Source organism: Methylobacterium variabile, from assembly GCF_001043975.1.
Taxonomy (GTDB): domain Bacteria; phylum Pseudomonadota; class Alphaproteobacteria; order Rhizobiales; family Beijerinckiaceae; genus Methylobacterium; species Methylobacterium variabile.
The window spans coordinates 25,778-43,572 of the sequence record NZ_LABY01000017.1 but is presented as its reverse complement, the minus strand read 5'-3'; the positions used below and the strand labels follow the sequence as shown (position 1 = coordinate 43,572).

15 protein-coding genes are annotated in these 17,795 nt (G+C 73.7%); 12 read left to right on the top strand and 3 right to left on the bottom strand.

Features of this window, described 5'->3' with window-relative positions:
• Positions 1 to 122 precede the first annotated feature (122 nt).
• The 11 genes from VQ02_RS02675 (at position 123) to VQ02_RS02625 (ending at position 13,581) form a co-directional block, all read left to right on the top strand.
• Complete coding sequence (locus VQ02_RS02675) at positions 123 to 1,991, top strand: ABC-F family ATP-binding cassette domain-containing protein (protein ID WP_048442605.1); 1,869 nt, start codon at positions 123 to 125, stop codon at positions 1,989 to 1,991.
• Complete coding sequence (locus VQ02_RS38660; protein ID WP_048442604.1) at positions 1,988 to 2,617, top strand: class I SAM-dependent methyltransferase; 630 nt, start codon at positions 1,988 to 1,990, stop codon at positions 2,615 to 2,617. The genes VQ02_RS02675 and VQ02_RS38660 overlap by 4 nt, the downstream gene beginning before the upstream one ends.
• Positions 2,618 to 2,666: 49 nt before the next feature.
• Positions 2,667 to 3,530: a formyltetrahydrofolate deformylase gene (purU, locus tag VQ02_RS02665; RefSeq protein WP_048442603.1), complete on the top strand. Its 864-nt coding sequence runs from the start codon at positions 2,667 to 2,669 to the stop codon at positions 3,528 to 3,530.
• Positions 3,531 to 3,680: 150 nt separating this feature from the next.
• Positions 3,681 to 4,115 (top strand): GlcG/HbpS family heme-binding protein, encoded by a 435-nt coding sequence (locus VQ02_RS02660; protein ID WP_048442637.1) that lies wholly within the window; start codon positions 3,681 to 3,683, stop codon positions 4,113 to 4,115.
• Positions 4,116 to 4,123: 8 nt separating this feature from the next.
• A complete protein-coding gene (locus VQ02_RS02655; RefSeq protein ID WP_083469001.1) occupies positions 4,124 to 5,716 on the top strand; it encodes a peptide ABC transporter substrate-binding protein in 1,593 nt (530 codons plus the stop codon).
• A 264-nt stretch (positions 5,717 to 5,980) separates the two neighbouring features.
• Positions 5,981 to 8,077, top strand: a complete 2,097-nt coding sequence (locus VQ02_RS02650; RefSeq protein WP_053080164.1) for a methyl-accepting chemotaxis protein — start codon at positions 5,981 to 5,983, stop codon at positions 8,075 to 8,077.
• Positions 8,078 to 8,188: 111 nt separating this feature from the next.
• Positions 8,189 to 9,112, top strand: a complete 924-nt coding sequence (locus VQ02_RS02645) for an ABC transporter permease (protein ID WP_048442602.1) — start codon at positions 8,189 to 8,191, stop codon at positions 9,110 to 9,112.
• Positions 9,109 to 10,230 carry an ABC transporter permease gene (locus VQ02_RS02640; protein ID WP_048442601.1) on the top strand — a complete coding sequence of 374 codons (1,122 nt, stop codon included), beginning with the start codon at positions 9,109 to 9,111 and terminating at the stop codon, positions 10,228 to 10,230. The genes VQ02_RS02645 and VQ02_RS02640 overlap by 4 nt, the downstream gene beginning before the upstream one ends.
• An 18-nt stretch (positions 10,231 to 10,248) precedes the next feature.
• Positions 10,249 to 11,835, top strand: coding sequence for an ABC transporter ATP-binding protein (locus VQ02_RS02635; RefSeq protein WP_048442600.1), 1,587 nt, complete (start codon positions 10,249 to 10,251; stop codon positions 11,833 to 11,835).
• Positions 11,836 to 11,918: 83 nt separating this feature from the next.
• Complete coding sequence (locus tag VQ02_RS02630) at positions 11,919 to 12,395, top strand: hypothetical protein (RefSeq protein ID WP_048442599.1); 477 nt, start codon at positions 11,919 to 11,921, stop codon at positions 12,393 to 12,395.
• Between the two features lie 469 nt (positions 12,396 to 12,864).
• The gene (locus VQ02_RS02625) at positions 12,865 to 13,581 is read left to right on the top strand and encodes a ribonuclease activity regulator RraA (RefSeq protein WP_048442598.1); all 717 of its coding nucleotides are present in this window, start codon (positions 12,865 to 12,867) and stop codon (positions 13,579 to 13,581) included.
• A gap of 31 nt (positions 13,582 to 13,612) precedes the next feature.
• On the opposite strand, the gene VQ02_RS02620 is transcribed toward VQ02_RS02625, so the two are convergent.
• The 3 genes from VQ02_RS02620 to ada all read right to left on the bottom strand — a co-directional run bounded on the left by VQ02_RS02620 (position 13,613) and on the right by ada (position 16,146).
• Entirely contained in the window at positions 13,613 to 13,828 is a 216-nt protein-coding gene (locus VQ02_RS02620) for a hypothetical protein (protein ID WP_048442597.1), read from the bottom strand.
• Positions 13,829 to 14,142: 314 nt separating this feature from the next.
• Positions 14,143 to 14,847: a DUF4142 domain-containing protein gene (locus tag VQ02_RS02615; RefSeq protein ID WP_048442596.1), complete on the bottom strand. Its 705-nt coding sequence runs from the start codon at positions 14,845 to 14,847 to the stop codon at positions 14,143 to 14,145.
• A 123-nt stretch (positions 14,848 to 14,970) separates the two neighbouring features.
• Complete coding sequence (ada, locus tag VQ02_RS02610) at positions 14,971 to 16,146, bottom strand: bifunctional DNA-binding transcriptional regulator/O6-methylguanine-DNA methyltransferase Ada (protein ID WP_083469000.1); 1,176 nt, start codon at positions 16,144 to 16,146, stop codon at positions 14,971 to 14,973.
• 602 nt (positions 16,147 to 16,748) lie between these two features.
• On the opposite strand from ada, the gene VQ02_RS02605 reads away from it, so the two are divergent.
• The gene (locus tag VQ02_RS02605) at positions 16,749 to 17,642 is read left to right on the top strand and encodes a 3'-5' exonuclease (RefSeq protein ID WP_048442633.1); all 894 of its coding nucleotides are present in this window, start codon (positions 16,749 to 16,751) and stop codon (positions 17,640 to 17,642) included.
• The last annotated feature ends 153 nt before the right edge of the window (positions 17,643 to 17,795 follow it).

Genomic DNA, 17,795 nt, shown 5'->3' with positions numbered 1-17,795 from the left:
GCCGCGGCGGCGCCCTGTCAACTCGCCGCCCTCTCGCGCATCCCCGCCGCCCCGGTGCCGCGAGACGATGCGGCCGCCCGCTTCCCCTTGCCTCGCACGCCGCCCGCCCCCACAACGCCGCCATGCTCCGCGTGAACGACCTCACCTACCGGATCGGCGACCGCCTGATCCTCGACCAAGCCGGCTTCGCCCTGCCCGAGCGGGCGCGGGTCGGGATCGTCGGGCGCAACGGCGCCGGCAAGACCACCCTGTTCCGCATCATTCAGGGCGAGATCCCGACCGAGGGCGGCACGATCGGGCTGCCGAAGGGCACGCGGATCGGCGGCGTCGCCCAGGAAGCGCCGGCCGGCCCCGAGACCCTGCACGCTGTGGTGCTCGCCGCCGACACCGAGCGCACGCGGCTGATGCAGGAGGCCGAGACCGCCGACGGGTTGCGCCGGGCCGAGATCGAGACGCGGCTGGTCGACATCGACGCCCACTCGGCCCCGGCCCGGGCCGCCGCGATCCTGCACGGCCTCGGCTTCGACGCGGAGGCGCAAGCGCGACCCTGCTCCGACTTCTCCGGCGGCTGGCGCATGCGGGTGGCGCTCGCCGCGGTGCTCTTCTCCGAGCCGGACCTGCTGCTCCTCGACGAGCCGACCAACTACCTCGACATCGAGGGCACGCTCTGGCTCTACGACTACCTCGAGCGCTATCCCCGCACCGCGCTGATCATCAGCCACGACCGCGACCTCCTCGACACCTCGGTCGACCACATCCTCCACCTCGACCGCGGCAAGCTCACGCTCTACCGCGGCGGCTACACCGCGTTCGCCCGCCAGCTCGCCGAGAAGCGTACCCTCCAGGCCAAGGCCCGGGTGAAGCAGGAGGCCGAGCGCGCCCACCTCCAGAGCTTCGTCGACCGCTTCAAGGCCAAGGCGACCAAGGCCCGCCAGGCGCAGTCGCGGATGAAGCGCCTCGCCAAGATGGAGCCGATCGCGGCGCTCATCGAGGACGACGTGCCGGTGATCCACCTGCCGAGCCCGGAGCGCGCCCTCTCCCCGCCGCTCGTCGCGATGGAGCGGGTCCAGGCCGGCTATCCCGACCGCACGGTGCTCACGGGCCTCAACCTGACGCTCGCCCCCGACGACCGGGTGGCCCTGCTGGGTGCCAACGGCAACGGCAAGTCGACCTTCTGCAAGCTCATCGGCGGGCGGCTCGAGCCCCTGTCCGGCGAGGTGCGGCGCTGGGGCAAGATGAACGTCGCCTACTTCGCCCAGCACCAGCTCGACGAACTCAGGCCCGCCGAGAGCGCCTACGCCCATGTCCGCGACCTGATGCCGGACGTGCCCGAGGCGAAGGCCCGGGCGGCGGCGGCCCGCCTCGGATTCCCCGGCCACAAGGCCGACACCCCGGTCTCGCAGCTCTCCGGCGGCGAGAAGGCGCGGCTCCTGATGGGGCTCGCGGCCTTCCACGGCCCCCACCTGCTGATCCTCGACGAGCCGACCAACCATCTCGACATCGAGAGCCGCCAGGCCCTCGTCGAGGCGATCAACGACTACGAGGGCGCGGTGATCCTGGTGAGCCACGACCGCTTCCTGGTCGAGGCCTGCGCCGACCGGCTCTGGCTCGTGCGCAACGGCACCGTGAAGCCCTTCGACGGCGACATGGACGATTACCGCCGCCTCGTGCTCGCCGGCCCGGAGACCGAGGCGAGCAAGAGCCAGGAGCCCGCCGGCGGCATGAAGGCGGTGGAGCGCCGCTCCAACGCCGAGCGCCGGGCGGCGCTGGCGCCGTTGCGCCGCAAGCTCGAGGCGGTGGAGGCGCGCATGGCGAAGCTCTCGGCCGCCATCGCCAAGATCGACGCCGCGCTCGCCGACGGCACCGCCTTCCGCACCGACGCGACCAAGGCCGGCGAGCTCGCCCGCATGCGCGCGGAAGCCGCGGCGGCGCTCGGGAGCGCCGAGGAGGAGTGGCTGATGGTGAGCGGGGAACTGGAGGCGGACGGGTGACGCGGACCGGGATCCCGCACGGGACCGACGGCTATGCCGCGCAGGCCGAGGCGCTGGTCTCACAATACGAGAGCATCGCCTTTTCGGACATCCACGCCGCGATCCTGCCGCTCCTGCCCGCGCCGCCGGCCCATGTCCTCGATGTCGGCGCCGGGACCGGACGCGATGCGGCGGGCTTCGCGGCCCTCGGCTACCGCGTGACCGCCGTGGAGCCGACGGCCGAGCTGCGCCGGCACGCGGTCGCGCTGCATCGGTCGCCGCGGATCACGTGGCTCGACGACGGCCTGCCGGACCTGTCCGTGCTGGCCGGGAGCGGCGAGACCTTCGACGTCGTGATGCTCACGGCCGTGTGGATGCACCTCGACGCGGACGAGCGGCGGCGCGGCATGACGCGCATCGCCGCCCTGCTCCGGGCCGGCGGCCTGATGGCGCTCTCGCTGCGCCACGGTCCGGTGCCGCCCGGACGCCGGATGTTCGACGTCGAGGCGACCGAGACGATCGATCTCGCGCGGGCCGAGGGCCTGCGCTGCGTCCTCTGCCGGACCGACGGGGATGCCCAGCTCGGCCGTCCCGGCGTCACCTGGGACCGGATCGCCTTCGTCAGGGAAGGGGCTTCACGCGCCTGAGACGATCGCCTAGGGCGTGGGCCGATCCTTGTTTCCGGCCCGGGCTCCCATGACCACCCCCTCCTACGTCCTTTCCCTCTCCTGCACCAACGTCCCGGGGATCGTGGCCGGCGTGTCGGCCTACCTGTTCGAGGCCGGCTGCAACATCCTCGACGCGCAGCAATTCGACGACGTGGAGACCGGCCGCTTCTTCATGCGGATCGTGTTCAACCCCGTGCAAGGCGCGCCGGGGCGCGACGCGCTGGCCGAGGGCTTCACCGCCGTGGCGCAGCGCTTCGGCATGGACTGGTCGTTGCGCGACCGGGCCGAGCGGCGGCGCGTGATGCTGCTCGTCTCGCGCTTCGACCACTGCCTCAACGACCTGCTCTACCGCTGGCGCATCGGCGAGCTGCCGATGGAGGTCTGCGCCGTCGTGGCGAACTATCCCCGCGAGACCTACGGCGCCGCCGACCTCGCCGGGATGCCGTTCCATTACCTGCCGATCACCCCCGACACCAAGCCGCAGCAGGAGGCCGCCCTGTGGCGGCTGGTCGAGGAGACCGGCGCCGAGCTCGTGGTGCTCGCCCGCTACATGCAGATCCTGTCGGACGACCTCGCCCAGAAGCTCTCGGGGCGCTGCATCAACATCCATCACTCGTTCCTGCCCGGCTTCAAGGGCGCGCGCCCCTACCACCAGGCCCATGCCCGGGGCGTGAAGCTGATCGGCGCCACGTCGCACCTCGTCACCGGCGATCTCGACGAGGGGCCGATCATCGAGCAGGATGTCGAGCGCATCTCGCACCGCGACACCCCCGACGACCTCGTGCGCAAGGGCCGCGACATCGAGCGCCGGGTACTGGCCCGGGCCGTGCGCTACGTGCTCGAGGACCGGGTGATCGCCAACGGCCGCAAGACGGTGGTGTTCACGGATTGAGGCGGCCGGTGCCGACGGGCCGCCCCGCCGCATGACAGCACCGCTTGGCGGCACCGCTTGGCGGCGCCCCGTCAGGCGGGGTAAGCCCCGAGAGTTCTTCCCTGCGCGCGAACCGAAGGCCGCTCGCGCGACGACCCGGAGCTTCCCACGATGTCCGACCTCACCCTCGACGCCGCCTCGACCATCGTCGCGAGCGCCCTCAAGGCCGGACGCGCGCTCGGGCTCAAGCCCCTGGCCGTCGTGGTGCTGGACGCCCGCGGCGCCCTCAAGGCGGCCTCCGTCGAGGACGGCACCAGCCTGAAGCGGGCCGAGATCGCCACCGGCAAGGCCAGCGGCGCGCTGGCGCTCGGCATCGGCTCGCGGGCCATCGCCAAGCGGGCCGAGGAGCAGGCCTACTTCGTCGCCGCCGTCACCCACGTCGCGGGTCCGGCCGGCCTGATCCCGGTCCCGGGCGGCGTGCTGATCAAGCGCGACGGCAAGCTCGTCGGCGCGGTCGGCATCTCGGGCGACACCTCCGACAACGACGAGAAGGCAGCGGTCGCCGGCATCGAGGCCGCCGGGCTCCAGGCCGAGACCGGCGCCTGACCATCGTCATGCGGCGGCGCGACGTCCTCGCCGGCCTGGTGGGGGCGGCCGCGGGCGCGCCGGCCCCCGCCCGGGCCGCCGGCCCCGCGATCTACCGGCGGGGCAACGGCGCCGACCCCGAGACCCTCGATCCGCACAAGACCTCGACGGTAGCCGAGGCGACGATCCTGCTCGACCTCTACGAGGGCCTGAGCACCTACGGCCCCGACGGCGCCCTGGTGCCGGGCGCCGCCGCGGGCTGGACCACCTCGGCCGACGGCCTGACCTGGACCTTCGCCTTGCGCCCCGACGGACGCTGGTCGAACGGCGATCCCGTCGTGGCCGAAGACTTCGTCCACGGCTTCCGCCGCATGCTCGATCCGGCGACGGGGGCGAAGTACGCCAGCGTGCTGGCGCCGATCCGCAACGCCGAGGCGGTCAACCGCGGGGCGATGCCGGTCGGGGCCGTCGGCGTCGCCGCGCCCGACCCGCTCACCGTCGTCATCACCCTGGAGCAGCCGACCCCCTACTTCGTCGAGCTGATGACCCACCAGGCGAGCACGCCCGTGCACCGCCCCTCCCTCGCCCGCCACGGCGAGGCCTTCAGCCGGCCCGGCAACCTCGTGTCGAACGGCGCCTACCTCCTCAAGGATTTCTCCCCCAACGACCGCATCACCGCGGTCCGCAACCCGCATTACCGCGAGGCCGGCCGGGTCGCGATTCCCCAGGTCGAGTACATCCCGACCCCGGACCTCGCCGCCGCCGTGCGCCGCTTCGCCGCCGGCGAGATCGACTCCCTCGACGACCTGCCCGCCGACCAGGTGCGCGCCCTGAAGGGGCGCTTCGGCGAGAGGGTGGTGCTCAACCCGGCCCTCGGCGTCCTGGCGCTGATGGTCAACGTGAGGAAGCGCCCCCTCGACGACGTGCGGGTGCGCCGCGCCCTGTCGCTCGCCCTCGACCGCGAGTTCCTGGCCGAGGCGGTCTGGGGCGAGACGATGCTGCCGGCCTATTCCCTGACGCCGGCCGGGCTCGACAACGCGCTCCCGCCGCCCGTCATGCCGGGCCGGGACCTCTCGCCGCTGGAGCGCGAGGACGCGGCGATCGCGCTCCTGCGCGAGACCGGCTACGGCCCGGGAGGAAAGCCCCTCGCGGTCGAGCTGCGCTACAACATCACCGACAACAACCGGAACACCATGGTGGCGATCGCCGACATGTGGCGGCCGCTCAACGTCGCCACGTCCTTCGCCGCCACCGACGCCAAGACCCACTTCGCCTACCTGCGCGACGGCGGTCCCTTCGACCTCGCCCGGATGAGCTGGATCGCCGACTACGCCGACCCGCAGAATTTCCTGTTCCTGGTCGAGAGCGGCAATGACGGCTTCAACTCGGGCCGCTACGCCAACCCGGCCTACGACGCCCTGATGCGCGACGCCGCCCGGGAGACCGACCTCGCCGCGCGGGCCCGGATCCTCTACCGGGCCGAGGAGGTCTTCCTCGCCGACCTGCCCTGGATCCCCCTGCTGCACTACCGGCACAAGCACCTGATCGGGCCGCGCCTGCGCGGCTTCACGCCCAACCTGCGCGGCGTCTCGCCGACCCGCTGGCTGTCGCTCGCGCCCTGATCGCGCTCTGCCGCAGGGTTTCCGGCGTCGTCGCAAGTATGCCTCTGTTATTACCTCGCGTTCTCGCCTTGTTAAGGCCGTCGCACTAGGAATTGACCTTCAGGAAGGCATCGCGCCCGGGTGGTGCGCCCCGCGGGAGCGGATGCGTCTTCCCACGAACCTGACCGGCAGCGGAATGCCGAACGCCCGCCGGCCGACCCCGGCGCCGTACGCGCCACGGGCGGCCCGTCGCGACACGGCCGCACCAGGAGGAAAGACATCGCCATGACCTTGTCGATCCGGCACCAGCTGACCAGCGTCATCCTCGCCCTCGGCCTCATCCTGACGATGAGCTCCGGATGGGCCCTGCACGCATCGTGGCGCGCCTGGCACGCCTCCGGCGAGGTCGCCCGCCTCGCCGGCGTCGACGTGCTTCTGCTGCGCGCCCTCTCGAACCTGCGCTACGAGCGGGTCGGGACCGTCGCGCTCCTGGCCCTCGAAGGGCAGGCGGCCGAGGACAATCAGAAGGCCGTGTCCGCGAAGACCGCGGCGCTCGACGAACTGCTCCGCTCCGCCCTGCCCGAGCTCGTCGCCCTCCGGGAGGCCGGGCATCTCCAGGCCTCCGCCGTCGAGGCCCTGACGCAGGCGGCCGCGACCTGGCACGAGATCCGCCAGGCGGTGGCGGAGCAGATGCGCCGGCCGCTTCCCGGCCGCGACAAGGCCCTCGGCGGCCGCGTCTCCACGCAGGGGACCGCGTTCCTGGCGGCCATCGAGGCGCTGGCGACCGCGGTCGAGACGCAGATCCAGCGCAGCGACGCCGCGCTCGCCGACCTGATCGCCGCGCGCGCCCACGCCTGGACCGCCCGCAACCACGCCGGCAACGCCGACGTCGTCATCACGACCGGGCTCGCCCAGGGCCGGGTGATCACCCCGCAGGAGGCGCTCGACCTCGTCGTGAACCGCGCCAAGGCCGACGAGGCGATGGCGACGGTGCGCACCCTCGCGCGGCGCAATGCGGACCAGCCCTCGCTCCAGGCCGCCGTGGCCGCGGCCGACGCCGCCTATTTCGGCGGCGCCTTCCACGAGCGGCGCAAGGCCGTCGTCGCGGCCCTCTCGGACCTCGCCCTGCCGCGGCCCCAGGTCGTGCCGTGGCGCAAGGAGATCGGGACGGCCCTCGACACCATCGTCGCCATCGCCGAGGAGGCCGTGATTCTCCTGAGCCGGGCCGCCGACGGGCACGCCGCCGCCGCGCGCGCGGATCTGGTCGGCTGCGCACTGGTCGCCGCCCTCGCCCTGACGCTGACCTGCGCCGGGCTCGCGGTGGTCGCCCGCGTCTCCCGTCCCCTTGCCCGGATGACGCGCACCATGGAGTGCCTGGCGGAGGGCGACCTCACCGCCGACGTGGCCGGGCAGGCGCGCCGGGACGAGATCGGCGCCATGGCCCGCGCCCTCGCGGTGTTCAAGGACGGCCTCGTGCGCAACCGCGCCCTGGAGGCGGAGGCCTCCCTCGCCCGGGCCGACGCCGAGGTCCAGCGCCGCGCCACCACGGTCGAGACCGCGGGCGCCTTCGAGGCCCGCATCGGCCATCTCGTCGACTCCCTGTCCCAGGCCGCGGCCCGGCTCGGCGGCAATGCCGGCACCATGGCCGGCGCCGTGCAGGAGACCGGCCGCCAGGCCGCCTCGGTGGCCGCGACCGCCCAGCACACCTCGTCCAACGTGCAGATGGTCGCCGCCTCCGCCGAGGAGATGAGCCTGACGGCCCGCGAGATCGCCGGCCAGATCGCCGGCTCGGCCGAGCTGGTCGCCGGGGCGGTGGCGGACGCGCGGGACACGGGCGCGACGGTGCAGGCGCTCGAGGCCGGGGCGCAGAAGATCGGCGAGGTGGTGGCGTTGATCTCTTCGATCGCGGACCAGACCAACCTGCTGGCGCTCAACGCGACGATCGAGGCGGCCCGGGCGGGTGAGGCCGGCCGCGGGTTCGCGGTGGTCGCCGCCGAGGTCAAGCAGCTGGCGAGCCAGACCGCGCGGGCGACCGGGGAGATCGCGGGCCAGGTGGCGCAGATCCGCGAGGCGACGCGCCGGACCGTCTCGGCGGTAGGCGGGATCGGCGGGACGCTGGAACGGGCCAATGCGGGCTCGAGCGCGATCGCCGCCGCCGTGGAGCAGCAGCAGGCGACGATGCAGGAGGTGGTGCGCAACGTGGCGCAGATGGCGGAGGGCAGCGCGGGCGTGACGACGAGCATCGCACAGGTGCGCTCGCATGCGGGCGAGGCCGGTGCGGCGGCGGACGAGGTGGCGGCGGCGGCGCGCCGCCTGTCGGCCGATGCCGAGGCGCTGCGCGGCGAGGTCGGGGCGTTCCTGTCCGGCCTGCGGGCGGCGTGAGGCGGGGCCGGACGTCCGCTCCGGCTCGCGGCTCGAGAAAGTGGGCATCGCTTCCCGGGCCGATGCTCTATCCTGCCGGCCGCTCCACCCCGGTCCGCCCGTCCCGATTCCGTGCTCGCCACCATCCTGCGCCGCCTCGCCCAGAGTGTCCCGACGCTCTTCATCGTCGTCACCCTGTCGTTCTTCCTGGTGCGGCTCGCCCCGGGCGGGCCGTTCGACCTCGAGCGGCCGCTGCCGGCCGCCGCGATGGAGAACCTGCGCCGGGTCTACGGCCTCGACCAGCCGCTCCTCGTCCAGTACGGGCGCTACCTCGCGGCCCTGGCCCGGGGCGATCTCGGGCCCTCGTTCTCGGTGCGCGACCTCTCGGTGGCGGAGCTGTTCGCCCGCGGCCTGCCGGTCTCGATGACGCTCGGCGGCCTCGCCCTCCTGGTCTCGCTCCTCCTCGGCACGGTGCTCGGGGGCTTGGCGGCCCTGCGGCGGGGGACCAGTCTCGACCACGCGGTCACGACCCTCGGGACCTTCGCGCTGACCGTGCCGGGCTTCGTGGTCGCCCCGCTGCTCCAGATCGCCTTCGGTCTCTCCTTGCGCTGGCTCCCCGTCGGCGGCTGGGACGACGGATCCCCGAGAAACCTCGTCCTGCCGGTCGTCACCCTGGCGCTGCCGCAGGTCGCGGTGGTGGCCCGCCTCGCCCGGGCCGGCCTCGTCGAGGTGTTCGACCGGCCGCACTGGCGCACCCTGCGGGCGCTCGGCCTGCCGCCCCGCACCCTGGCGCTCCACGCCCTGCGCGGCGCGGCGCTCCCGGTCGTGTCCTATCTCGGGCCCGCCGCGGCCGGCCTCCTCACCGGCTCGGTCGTGGTCGAGACGGTGTTCGGCCTGCCGGGCGTCGGGCGCTACTTCGTCGACGGCGCGATCAACCGCGACTACACGCTGGTGCTCGGCACCGTGGTGCTGATCGCGGGGTTCGTCCTCGTGCTCAACCTCGTCGCCGACCTCGCCTGCGCCCTCATCGACCCGCGGCTGCGGGACGTCGGATGAGCCGGTCCCAGGCCGGCCACGCCCCCGCCTGGGCGGAGGCCTCGCTCCTCGCCCGCGCCCGCCGGCGCCTCCTCGGCGACCGCCTCGCGCGGGCCTGCGCCGCCCTGCTGCTGCTCGTCGCCCTCGCCTGCACCCTCGGGCCCTTCGTCACCGGCCACCCCTACGACCGTCTCTACTACGACTATCCCGGCACGCCGCCCTCGCCGTCGCTCTATCCCACCCCGGAGGCCGTGCGCCCCGCCCTCGACCGGCTCGCCTTCCGCATGCGGGTGCGGGCGGAGGACGTCGCCGTCACGGCGGACGCGGTCCGGCTGACGCTGGCCTCCGACCGCCCGATCGATCCGCGGGTGCTGACCTTCTTCTCCCGCTCGGACACCTTCGGGGAGCCGCGCGTGATCGCCCGCGCCGAGGACGGGCGGCGGCTCACCGTCGAGGCCCCCTTGCACCGACTGCGCTTCCTCGCCGGCACCGACACGCTGGGGCGCGACCTCCTCACCCGCACGCTCGTGGCCGGCCGCCTCTCGCTGGCGCTGGGCCTGATGGCGACCGCGGTGGCGTTGGGCATCGGGGTCGCCTACGGGGCGCTCGCCGGCACCCTCGGCGGGCGGATCGATGCGGCGATGATGCGCCTCGTCGACATCCTGTACTCCCTGCCCTTCGTGTTCTTCGTCATCATGCTGGTGGTGTTCTTCGGCCGCTCGGTCGCGCTGATCTTCGTCGCGGTCGGCGCCGTCGAGTGGCTCGACATGGCCCGCATCGTCCGGGCCGAGGCGCAAGGAATCCGGCGCCGCGACTACGTCCGGGCGGCGGAAGCGCTCGGCCTCACGACGGGGGCGATCCTGCGCCGGCACGTGGTGCCGAACCTGCTCGGCCCTGTCATCGCCTTCGCGGCCCTGATGGTGCCCCGGGTGATCCTGCTCGAGAGCTTCCTCTCCTTCCTCGGCCTCGGCGTGCAGGAGCCGGCGACGAGCTGGGGCGTGCTGATCGCCGACGGCGCCCGCAGCCTCGAGACGGCGCCCTGGATGCTCGTCGTCCCGGCCTCGTTCCTCGTCGCCACCCTGCTCGCCCTGACGCTGCTCGGCGAGCGCCTGCGCGACGCCCTCGACGTGCGGGCGTAGAGCCATGAGCCTGCAGCCATGAGCCTCCTCGCCCTGCGGGGCCTCACCGTGCGCTACCCCGACGGGGACGTGACCGCCCTCGACGGCCTCGACCTCGACCTCGCCCGGGGCGAGACCCTCGCCCTCGTCGGCGAGTCGGGCTCGGGCAAGAGCCAGGTCGCGCTCGCCGTCATGGGCCTGCTGCCGCCGCAGGCGCGGGTCTCGGGCAGCGTGCGCTTCGACGGCACCGAACTCGTCGGCCTCGCCCGCCCCGCCCTCGACCGGATCCGCGGCGCCCGCATCGGCCTGGTGTTCCAGGAGCCGATGACCGCCCTCGATCCGCTCTTCACCATCGGCCACCAGATCGCCCTGCCGCTGCGGGCCCATCGCTCCTTGAGCCGGCGCCAGGCGGCGGCGCGGGCGCGCGACCTCCTCGGCCTCGTCGGCCTCCGCGACGCGGGCGCGCGCCTCTCCGCCTACCCGCACGAATTGTCGGGCGGCGAGCGCCAGCGGGTGATGATCGCGATGGCGCTCGCCTGCGAGCCCGACCTGCTGATCGCCGACGAGCCGACGACCGCGCTCGACGTCACCGTGCAGGCGCAGATCCTGGGCCTGCTCGCCGACCTCAAGGCGCGGCTCGGCCTCGCGCTCCTGTTCATCACCCACGACCTGCGGCTGGTGCGGCGGATCGCCGACCGCACCACCGTGCTGCGCGCCGGCCGCCTCGTCGAGGCCGGCCCGACCGAGCGGCTGTTCCGGGATCCGCGGGCGCCCGAGACCCGCGACCTCCTCGCCGCCGAGCCCGCCGGCCGGAAGGGCCCGGTGCCGGAGGGAGCCCCCGTGGTGCTGGAGGCGCGCGGGGTGTCCGTCGCCTATCCGGGCCGCCCGCGCCTGCTGCGGGCCGCTTTCCCCCGCCTCGCGGTCGCGGGCATCGACCTGACGTTGCGGGCGGGGCAGACCCTCGGGGTCGTCGGCGAATCGGGCTCGGGCAAGTCGAGCCTCGGCCGGGCGCTCCTGCGCCTCGAGCCCGCCGCCCACGGCCTGGTGCGGTTCGAGGACCGCGACCTCACCGCCCTCGGCCGCGCCGCCCTGCGGCCCCTGCGCCGGGGCTTCCAGCCGGTGTTCCAGGACCCGATGGGCTCGCTCTCGCCCCGGCTCACCGCCGGCGAGATCGTCACCGAGGGCCTGCGGGTCCACGAGCCTCGCTTGAGCGCGGCGGCGCGCGACGCGCGGGCGGCGGAGGCGTTCCGCGAGGTTCGCCTCGATCCCGCCTGGCGCCACCGCTTCCCGCACGCCTTCTCGGGCGGGCAGCGCCAGCGCATCGCCATCGCCCGGGCGATGATCCTGCGGCCGCGCCTCGTCGTGCTCGACGAGCCGACCTCCGCCCTCGACCGCACGGTGCAGCGCGACATCGTCGCCCTGCTGCGCGACCTGCAGGCGGCCCACGGCCTCGCCTACCTGTTCATCTCCCACGACCTCGCGGTGGTGCGGGCGCTCGCCGACACCGTGCTGGTGCTGCGCGACGGCCGCGAGGTCGAGCGCGGCCCGACCGACGCGGTGCTGGAGCGCCCGCGGGAGGCCTATACCCGCGCCCTCGTGGCGGCGGCCGACCTCGCGCAGGCGTGAGCCCGCGGCCCTTGATCGCCGGAGGCCGCCGCGCCAGTTGGCGGCCTGCCCAGAGGGCAACGAACCCCCAGGAGACGACACCCATGCGCCCCGCGCTCGTCCTCGCGCTGCTCGCGCTCGCCCCCCAGTTCCTCGTTGTGCCGGCCCAGGCCCAGCCTCGGCCGAAGGAGCCGCCCCGGCCGGCGAAGGAGGCGCCCCCCGCGCCGCAGCCCGACCCGACAGCTGCGGCCCTGTTTCCCTGCCGCAGCCCGGCCGAGACCTGCTACGTCGGTGTGGTCAAGGACGGCAAGGTCATGGTCCTGTTCACCAACGACCCGAAGGCCGAGACGATCGCCGGCAAGCCGCTCGCCGTCGCCGGCGAGGGGATCGATCTCGCCAAGACCGAGAACCGGACCGTGATGCTCGTCGGCGCCTACGACCCGAAGGAGGGCCTGACCAGGGCCGAGGTGGTCGACGTCGCGAGCCCCCTCGTGGCCTTCGCCATCAAGTCCGCCATCGGCGGCGGCGAGCCCGACGAGGACACTCCCGAACCCCCGGCACCGGCGCCGCGCAGGAAGTGACACCGTTCCCGAAGACTCCTTCCGGAAGTGCTGGCAGCCCGTGCGGCGCTTGAGCGACGCCGAAAGCCGCCTTGCGAAGCAATTAGTCGGATTTCGTACGAGCCGGGCGCTCGGCCCGCCCGATGGGTCCCGGCACGGGTCACGGCGCAGGCTTAACCCTCGTCCCTTCCAAGTCGGGCTCTTCCCCTCCAAAGGGGGCGTGCCCGGCTCGCGCCGGTCGAGGCGGGGCTCGGGCGGGCCCGAGCTTCGTCGGGCTGATTCACGCGCGCCATCCTGCGCTGACCCAGTTGATGTACTAAAACATTAGTGCTTCAATGCGCGCGTCACAGGCCGCCGTGCGGGCGGCCGCGGAACGGCGAAGCCGTCCGGTGCGGTGGGGAGGATCCGGAGGCGGGCGGCACGGCCGCGACGGCCTCGCGGGCTTGCCCGTCGCGTACGGCCGCGCGCCCACCCCGACCGGAGAGCCCCGATGCCCCTGAGCCCCGAGACCCGCGCGACGCTGAAGACGGTCAGCACCGCGACCCTGGCCACCGCCCTGTTCAAGCGCGGCCTGCGCAACCAGTTCATCCAGGACGTGCGCCCCCTCAACCCGAATGCCGGGACGATGGTCGGCGAGGCCTACACCCTGCGCTACATCCCGGCCCGGGAGGACCTGAACACGCTCGCGGTGTTCCGCGATCCCGCGCATCCGCAGCGCGTCGCCGTCGACCAGTGCCCGGAGGGCGCGGTCCTGGTGATGGACAGCCGCAAGAACCCTCGCGCCGCCTCGGCCGGCGCGATCCTGGTGACCCGGCTGATGAAGCGGGGCGCCGCCGGCGTCGTGACCGACGGCGGTTTTCGTGACTCGCCCGAGATCGGCGCCCTGCCCTTCCCGGCCTACCACAGCCGCCCGTCCGCCCCGACCAACCTGACCCTGCACCAGGCCCTCGACATCAACGTGCCGATCGGCTGCGGCGACGTTGCGGTCTTCCCGGGCGACGTGGTGGTCGGCGACGGTGAGGGCGTGATCGTCATCCCGGCGGAGATCGCCGACGAAGTCGCCGCCGAGGCGGCCGAGATGACGGTGTTCGAGGATTTCGTGCTCGAGGAGGTCCAGCGCGGGCGCGCCGTGATCGGCCTCTACCCGCTCATCGACGAGGCGGCCAAGGCCGACTTCGCGGCCTGGCGCGAGAAGACCGGGCGCTGAGGGCGACGGCGCGCGACGACGGGTCCGGAGGTCACAGCATCATCCCGACCATCAGCACCGCCACCATGGTGGCGGTGGCCCCGAGGGCGGCGGCCCACAGGCCGACCTCGGCGGTGGAGCCGGGGCGGGCATTGTCGTTGGCTGGCTGCGGCAGCGTGCGCGGGAAGCGGCGCCACTTGCGCAGGTGGGACGGTGCCGTCGCGATCAGGTGCGGCAGGGGTGCGACGGCGTTGTGGCGGCACGACATGGGACTGCGCTCCGTCAGGGGAGGCCCGCGCTGAGTTTGCGTTCGACCTTAGAGCAGCCGAGGGCGCCGCTCTAGGCCTTTGATTATGCCGCATTTTCCGTAGCGAGCCGGCCTCCGTTCCGTCGAAGGACGCGCTCGCCGCCGGGCCCTTGCGTCAGGGGCTGGTGAGAGAACGCCGATCCTGACCCGACGATCCGTCCCGGCGCAAATTCCGGTTGGGGTTCCTTAAAGGAATGATTCATCCGCGCCGGCCTGCCGGAACGGGGAGCCGCCGGGGCCGGGCGGGAGGCCCGGTTCGGCCCCGGCGGGACCGGTCAGAACAGCGAGCCGCCGTCCGCGTAGCGGCCGGCCAGGCGATCGGCCTCGCCGGCGTCGCCGCGCAGCATGGGTTTGGCCTCGTTCGCGAAGGTGCGGCCGACGGCGCTGTCGCCGTTGCGCGAGTAGGCCTCGTAGAGCTGCACCGCATCGCTCTGGGCCCGGGCCTGGTCGGCGGTGTAGAGCGCGTCGAAGCGGCGGCCGTTCGGCGCCGCCTGGAGGCGCGACAGGCGCTGCTCGCGCACCGGATCGAGGGTGACGCGGCGGCCCGGGGTGGCCGGGTTGGTGTCGACGATCGTGCGCTCGAAGACGGGACGTCCCTGGAGCACGTTGCCGACCGCCACGATCGGCGCGGTGGCCAGCGACAGCGGCGCGGTGAGCAGGTTGCCCGAGCCGGCGTCGCCGACCACGGTGCCGGCGGCGCTGAGCGAGGTGCCCCGCGGCAGCAGCGCGTCCGTGGTCGCCTGGCGGTTGACGATCGTCTGCTCGGCGTAGTCGCGGACGGCGCGATTGTTCGACTTCTGCAGCGCGAGGCGGCTCGCCTCGATGTTGTAGGCGTCGCTGCGCAGGGCCTCGGCCCGGAACGCCTCGGTGGACTCGGCCGCCGGGCGGTTGTTCGGGAAGATCGCCAGGTTCTGTGCCGCGGCCGGCAGGGTCCCGGCGATCGTCAGTCCAACGACGGCCAGAAGAGAAGCACGAGACATGTTGCGGCATCCATAAGAACAGGTCTTCGCCGCATCGGATGCTGTGCAGTGAGAATCCTGAATCCCCTTCGGCCCCACAACCTTTCCCTTGCGCGAAAATTCCGCAGGTGGAGCCCGGCTCCTTTAGGGCCTCTCCGCCGGCTCCCGCTCGCGGTCGAGCAGCGCCCGCTTGCGCGCGACGCCCCAGCGGTAGCCCGAGAGCCCGCCGTCCTGGCGCACCACCCGGTGGCAGGGGATCGCCACCGCGAGGGGGTTGGCGCCGCAGGCGAGCGCCACCGCCCGGGCGGCAGCGGGGGCGCCGATCGCCTGGGCGACCTCGGCGTAGGTCGCGGTGCGGCCCGGCGGGATTGCCAGCAGGGCCTGCCACACCCGCTGCTGGAAGGCGGTGCCGCCGATGTCAAGCGGCAGGCTCGAGGGCCCGCCGGGGGCCTCGACGAGGCCGACGACCTGCGCCACCAAAGCCTCGAAGCCTGCATCGCCCCCGGTCAGCGCCGCCTTCGGAAAGCGGTCCTGGAGGTCGCGCACCAGGACCTCCGGATCGTCCCCGAGCAGGATCGCGCACACCCCCTTGTCGGTTGCCGCCACCAGGACGTGGCCGAGGGAGCAGGCGCCGACGGCGAAGCGGATCGTCGCGCCCTCGCCGCCCCGGCGGTAGGCCGTGGGCGTCATGCCGAGACGGGCGGTCGCGCCGGCGTAGAACCGGCTCGCCGCGCCGTAGCCGGCCTCGTAGATCGCCTCCGTGACGGTGTCCGCCCGGCGCAGGCCGGCGGCGACGCGCTCGGCCCGCCGCGCTGCGCCGTAGGCCCGCGGGGTGACGCCGGTCACCTGCTTGAACACCCGGTGGAAGTGGTACGGGCTCAGGCCCGCCTCCTCGGCGAGCGCGGCGAGCGCCGGCGGGGTCTCCGCCGCCTCGATCCGCCGGCAGGCCCGGGCCACCGCCGCGGCTTGCCGCTCCTCCAGGCTCGGCTCGTTCGGCCGGCAGCGCCGGCACGGCCGGAACCCCGCTTCCTCCGCGGCGGCGCAGGTCGGGTGGAAGCTGACGTTCTCGGGCCGGGCCGGCCGGGCCGCGCAGCTCGGCCGGCAATACACGCCGGTGCTGCGCACCGCGTAGACGAACAGCCCGTCGGCTCCCCGGTCGCGCCGGGCGATGGCCGAGAAGCGCGCGGCGTCGTCCAGCGGCGTGACGTGGTCGGGCGCGACTTGTCCAACTTGGTCTTGTCCAAGCGGGGCTTGGCCAAGTGAGGCTTGGCCGGGTGGAATCGGGCCGACGGCCGCGAGGTCGAGATCCGGGTTGCGCATGGTCCTGTGCCTCCCTGTCCGGGCGATGGCGCCATCCTGGCCCCGCGCCCCGCGTCGCGCATCCCGGCGCTTGCTCCCGAATCCGGGCCTCGCCGCTCTCCCGGCTTGCTGCAGGTTTACTCCCGACGAAGTTTCGGCGTCGCCCCCGAAACCGGTCTAGCGGCGGGATGTTGCGCCTTCAGTGGGGTGGCATGGGAGCCGCCCCCGTGCACCCGCCGGCGCCGTTCCCTCCCCAGCCGGCGTGGGGCTTGTCTCTCGGATCTCCTCGACTTCCCCGCTGCCGAAAGTCCCAGGCTCTCGGCGGCGGGGTTTTCCTTCGTGGGGGGATGACGGCAGACCCGGCATCTCCCCTGCGCACGAGCGGGAGCCTCCCCGCGGGCCGGAGGGGGAAAGGCGCCCGCGCTCACACTGTCTCAGGTCTTTGCGGATGAGGTGGGGATCCGTCGGTCCTCCCCACGGCCGGGCTGTCCTTTGCCGGATGCGAATGCGGTGGAGCGTGGCGGCGGGGCTCTTGGCCCGGCGGGCGGGCCGGGATTAAGCCGAGGGTCCAAGCAACGACATGGGCCGCCCGCGCGCGGCCGCCTGCCAGGGTGACCCGCCGCTTGACCGACGCGCTCGACGACATCGCCGCCATCCTGGAGCGCACCGGCGACTACCGGGTGCTGCGCCGCCTCGGCCCGTTCGTGCCCCCGCCCGAGCCGGCCGACGAGCCGACCTATGTCGGCCTGATCCTCGACACCGAGACCACCGGCATCGACGTCGCGGCCGACGAGGTGATCGAGTTCGGCATCGTCAAGTTCGAGTACGGGGCCAGCGGCCGCATCTACCGGGTGCTGGAGCGCTTCAACCAGCTCCACGAGCCGTCCGGCCCGATCCCCGAGGCGGTGGTGCGCCTCACCGGCATCACCGACGCCGACGTTGCCGGCCGGCGCATCGACGACGATGCGGTGACGGCCCTCGCCGCCGAGGCCCGGGTCGTCATCGCCCACAACGCCCGCTTCGACCGGCAGATGTGCGAGCGCCGCTGGCCGATCTTCGTCACCCGCAACTGGGCCTGCTCCTGCCACCAGATCCCCTGGCGGGCGGAGGGGCACGAGGGCATGCGGCTCGGCCACCTGCTCGCCGATCACGGCCATTTCCACAACGGCCACCGGGCGATCGACGATTGCGAGGCCCTGCTGGCGATCCTCGCGCGGCCGCTGCGGGCCTCGGGCCGCCTGGCCCTCGCCGCCCTCCTCGAGGCGGCGCGGCGGCCGACCGTCCGGCTCTGGGCCTCCGAGGCGCCGATCGCCCTCAAGGACCGCCTCAAGGGCCGCAACTACCGCTGGTCGCCCCGGCGCCGCTGCTGGTACGTCGACCTCGACGAGGAGCAGATCGAGATCGAGCGCTCGTTCCTGTCCCGGGAGATCTATCGCGGCACGCCCCCCTCCGCCCTGCCGGCGGACCGCTTCACCGCCCGCGACCGCTTCTCCACCCGGGCCGATCCGGAATCGTAGAGGTCGCCGGCCTCTCCGCCCCGATCGTGATTAACCGGGTCTTGCCGGGATCGCGCCGAATATCGCCGGTCGCGTCAACCCGGCGATCATCCTGCCGGACGAAGGACGGCGCGCCTCCGGTCCGATTAAGACTTGCGCCGTCCACCGCGCCGT

Excerpts from the sequence above, each read along its gene's own strand:
- VQ02_RS02640 (WP_048442601.1), top strand. The coding sequence starts at position 9,109 with ATGAGCCGGTCCCAGGCCGGCCACGCCCCCGCCTGGGCGGAGGCCTCG.
- VQ02_RS02615 (WP_048442596.1), bottom strand. The coding sequence starts at position 14,847 with ATGTCTCGTGCTTCTCTTCTGGCCGTCGTTGGACTGACGATCGCCGGG.
- VQ02_RS02620 (WP_048442597.1), bottom strand. The coding sequence starts at position 13,828 with ATGTCGTGCCGCCACAACGCCGTCGCACCCCTGCCGCACCTGATCGCG.
- VQ02_RS02630 (WP_048442599.1), top strand. The coding sequence starts at position 11,919 with ATGCGCCCCGCGCTCGTCCTCGCGCTGCTCGCGCTCGCCCCCCAGTTC.
- VQ02_RS02650 (WP_053080164.1), top strand. The coding sequence starts at position 5,981 with ATGACCTTGTCGATCCGGCACCAGCTGACCAGCGTCATCCTCGCCCTC.
- VQ02_RS02675 (WP_048442605.1), top strand. The coding sequence starts at position 123 with ATGCTCCGCGTGAACGACCTCACCTACCGGATCGGCGACCGCCTGATC.
- VQ02_RS02625 (WP_048442598.1), top strand. The coding sequence starts at position 12,865 with ATGCCCCTGAGCCCCGAGACCCGCGCGACGCTGAAGACGGTCAGCACC.
- ada (WP_083469000.1), bottom strand. The coding sequence starts at position 16,146 with ATGCGCAACCCGGATCTCGACCTCGCGGCCGTCGGCCCGATTCCACCC.
- purU (WP_048442603.1), top strand. The coding sequence starts at position 2,667 with ATGACCACCCCCTCCTACGTCCTTTCCCTCTCCTGCACCAACGTCCCG.
- VQ02_RS02660 (WP_048442637.1), top strand. The coding sequence starts at position 3,681 with ATGTCCGACCTCACCCTCGACGCCGCCTCGACCATCGTCGCGAGCGCC.
- VQ02_RS02635 (WP_048442600.1), top strand. The coding sequence starts at position 10,249 with ATGAGCCTCCTCGCCCTGCGGGGCCTCACCGTGCGCTACCCCGACGGG.
- VQ02_RS02655 (WP_083469001.1), top strand. The coding sequence starts at position 4,124 with ATGCGGCGGCGCGACGTCCTCGCCGGCCTGGTGGGGGCGGCCGCGGGC.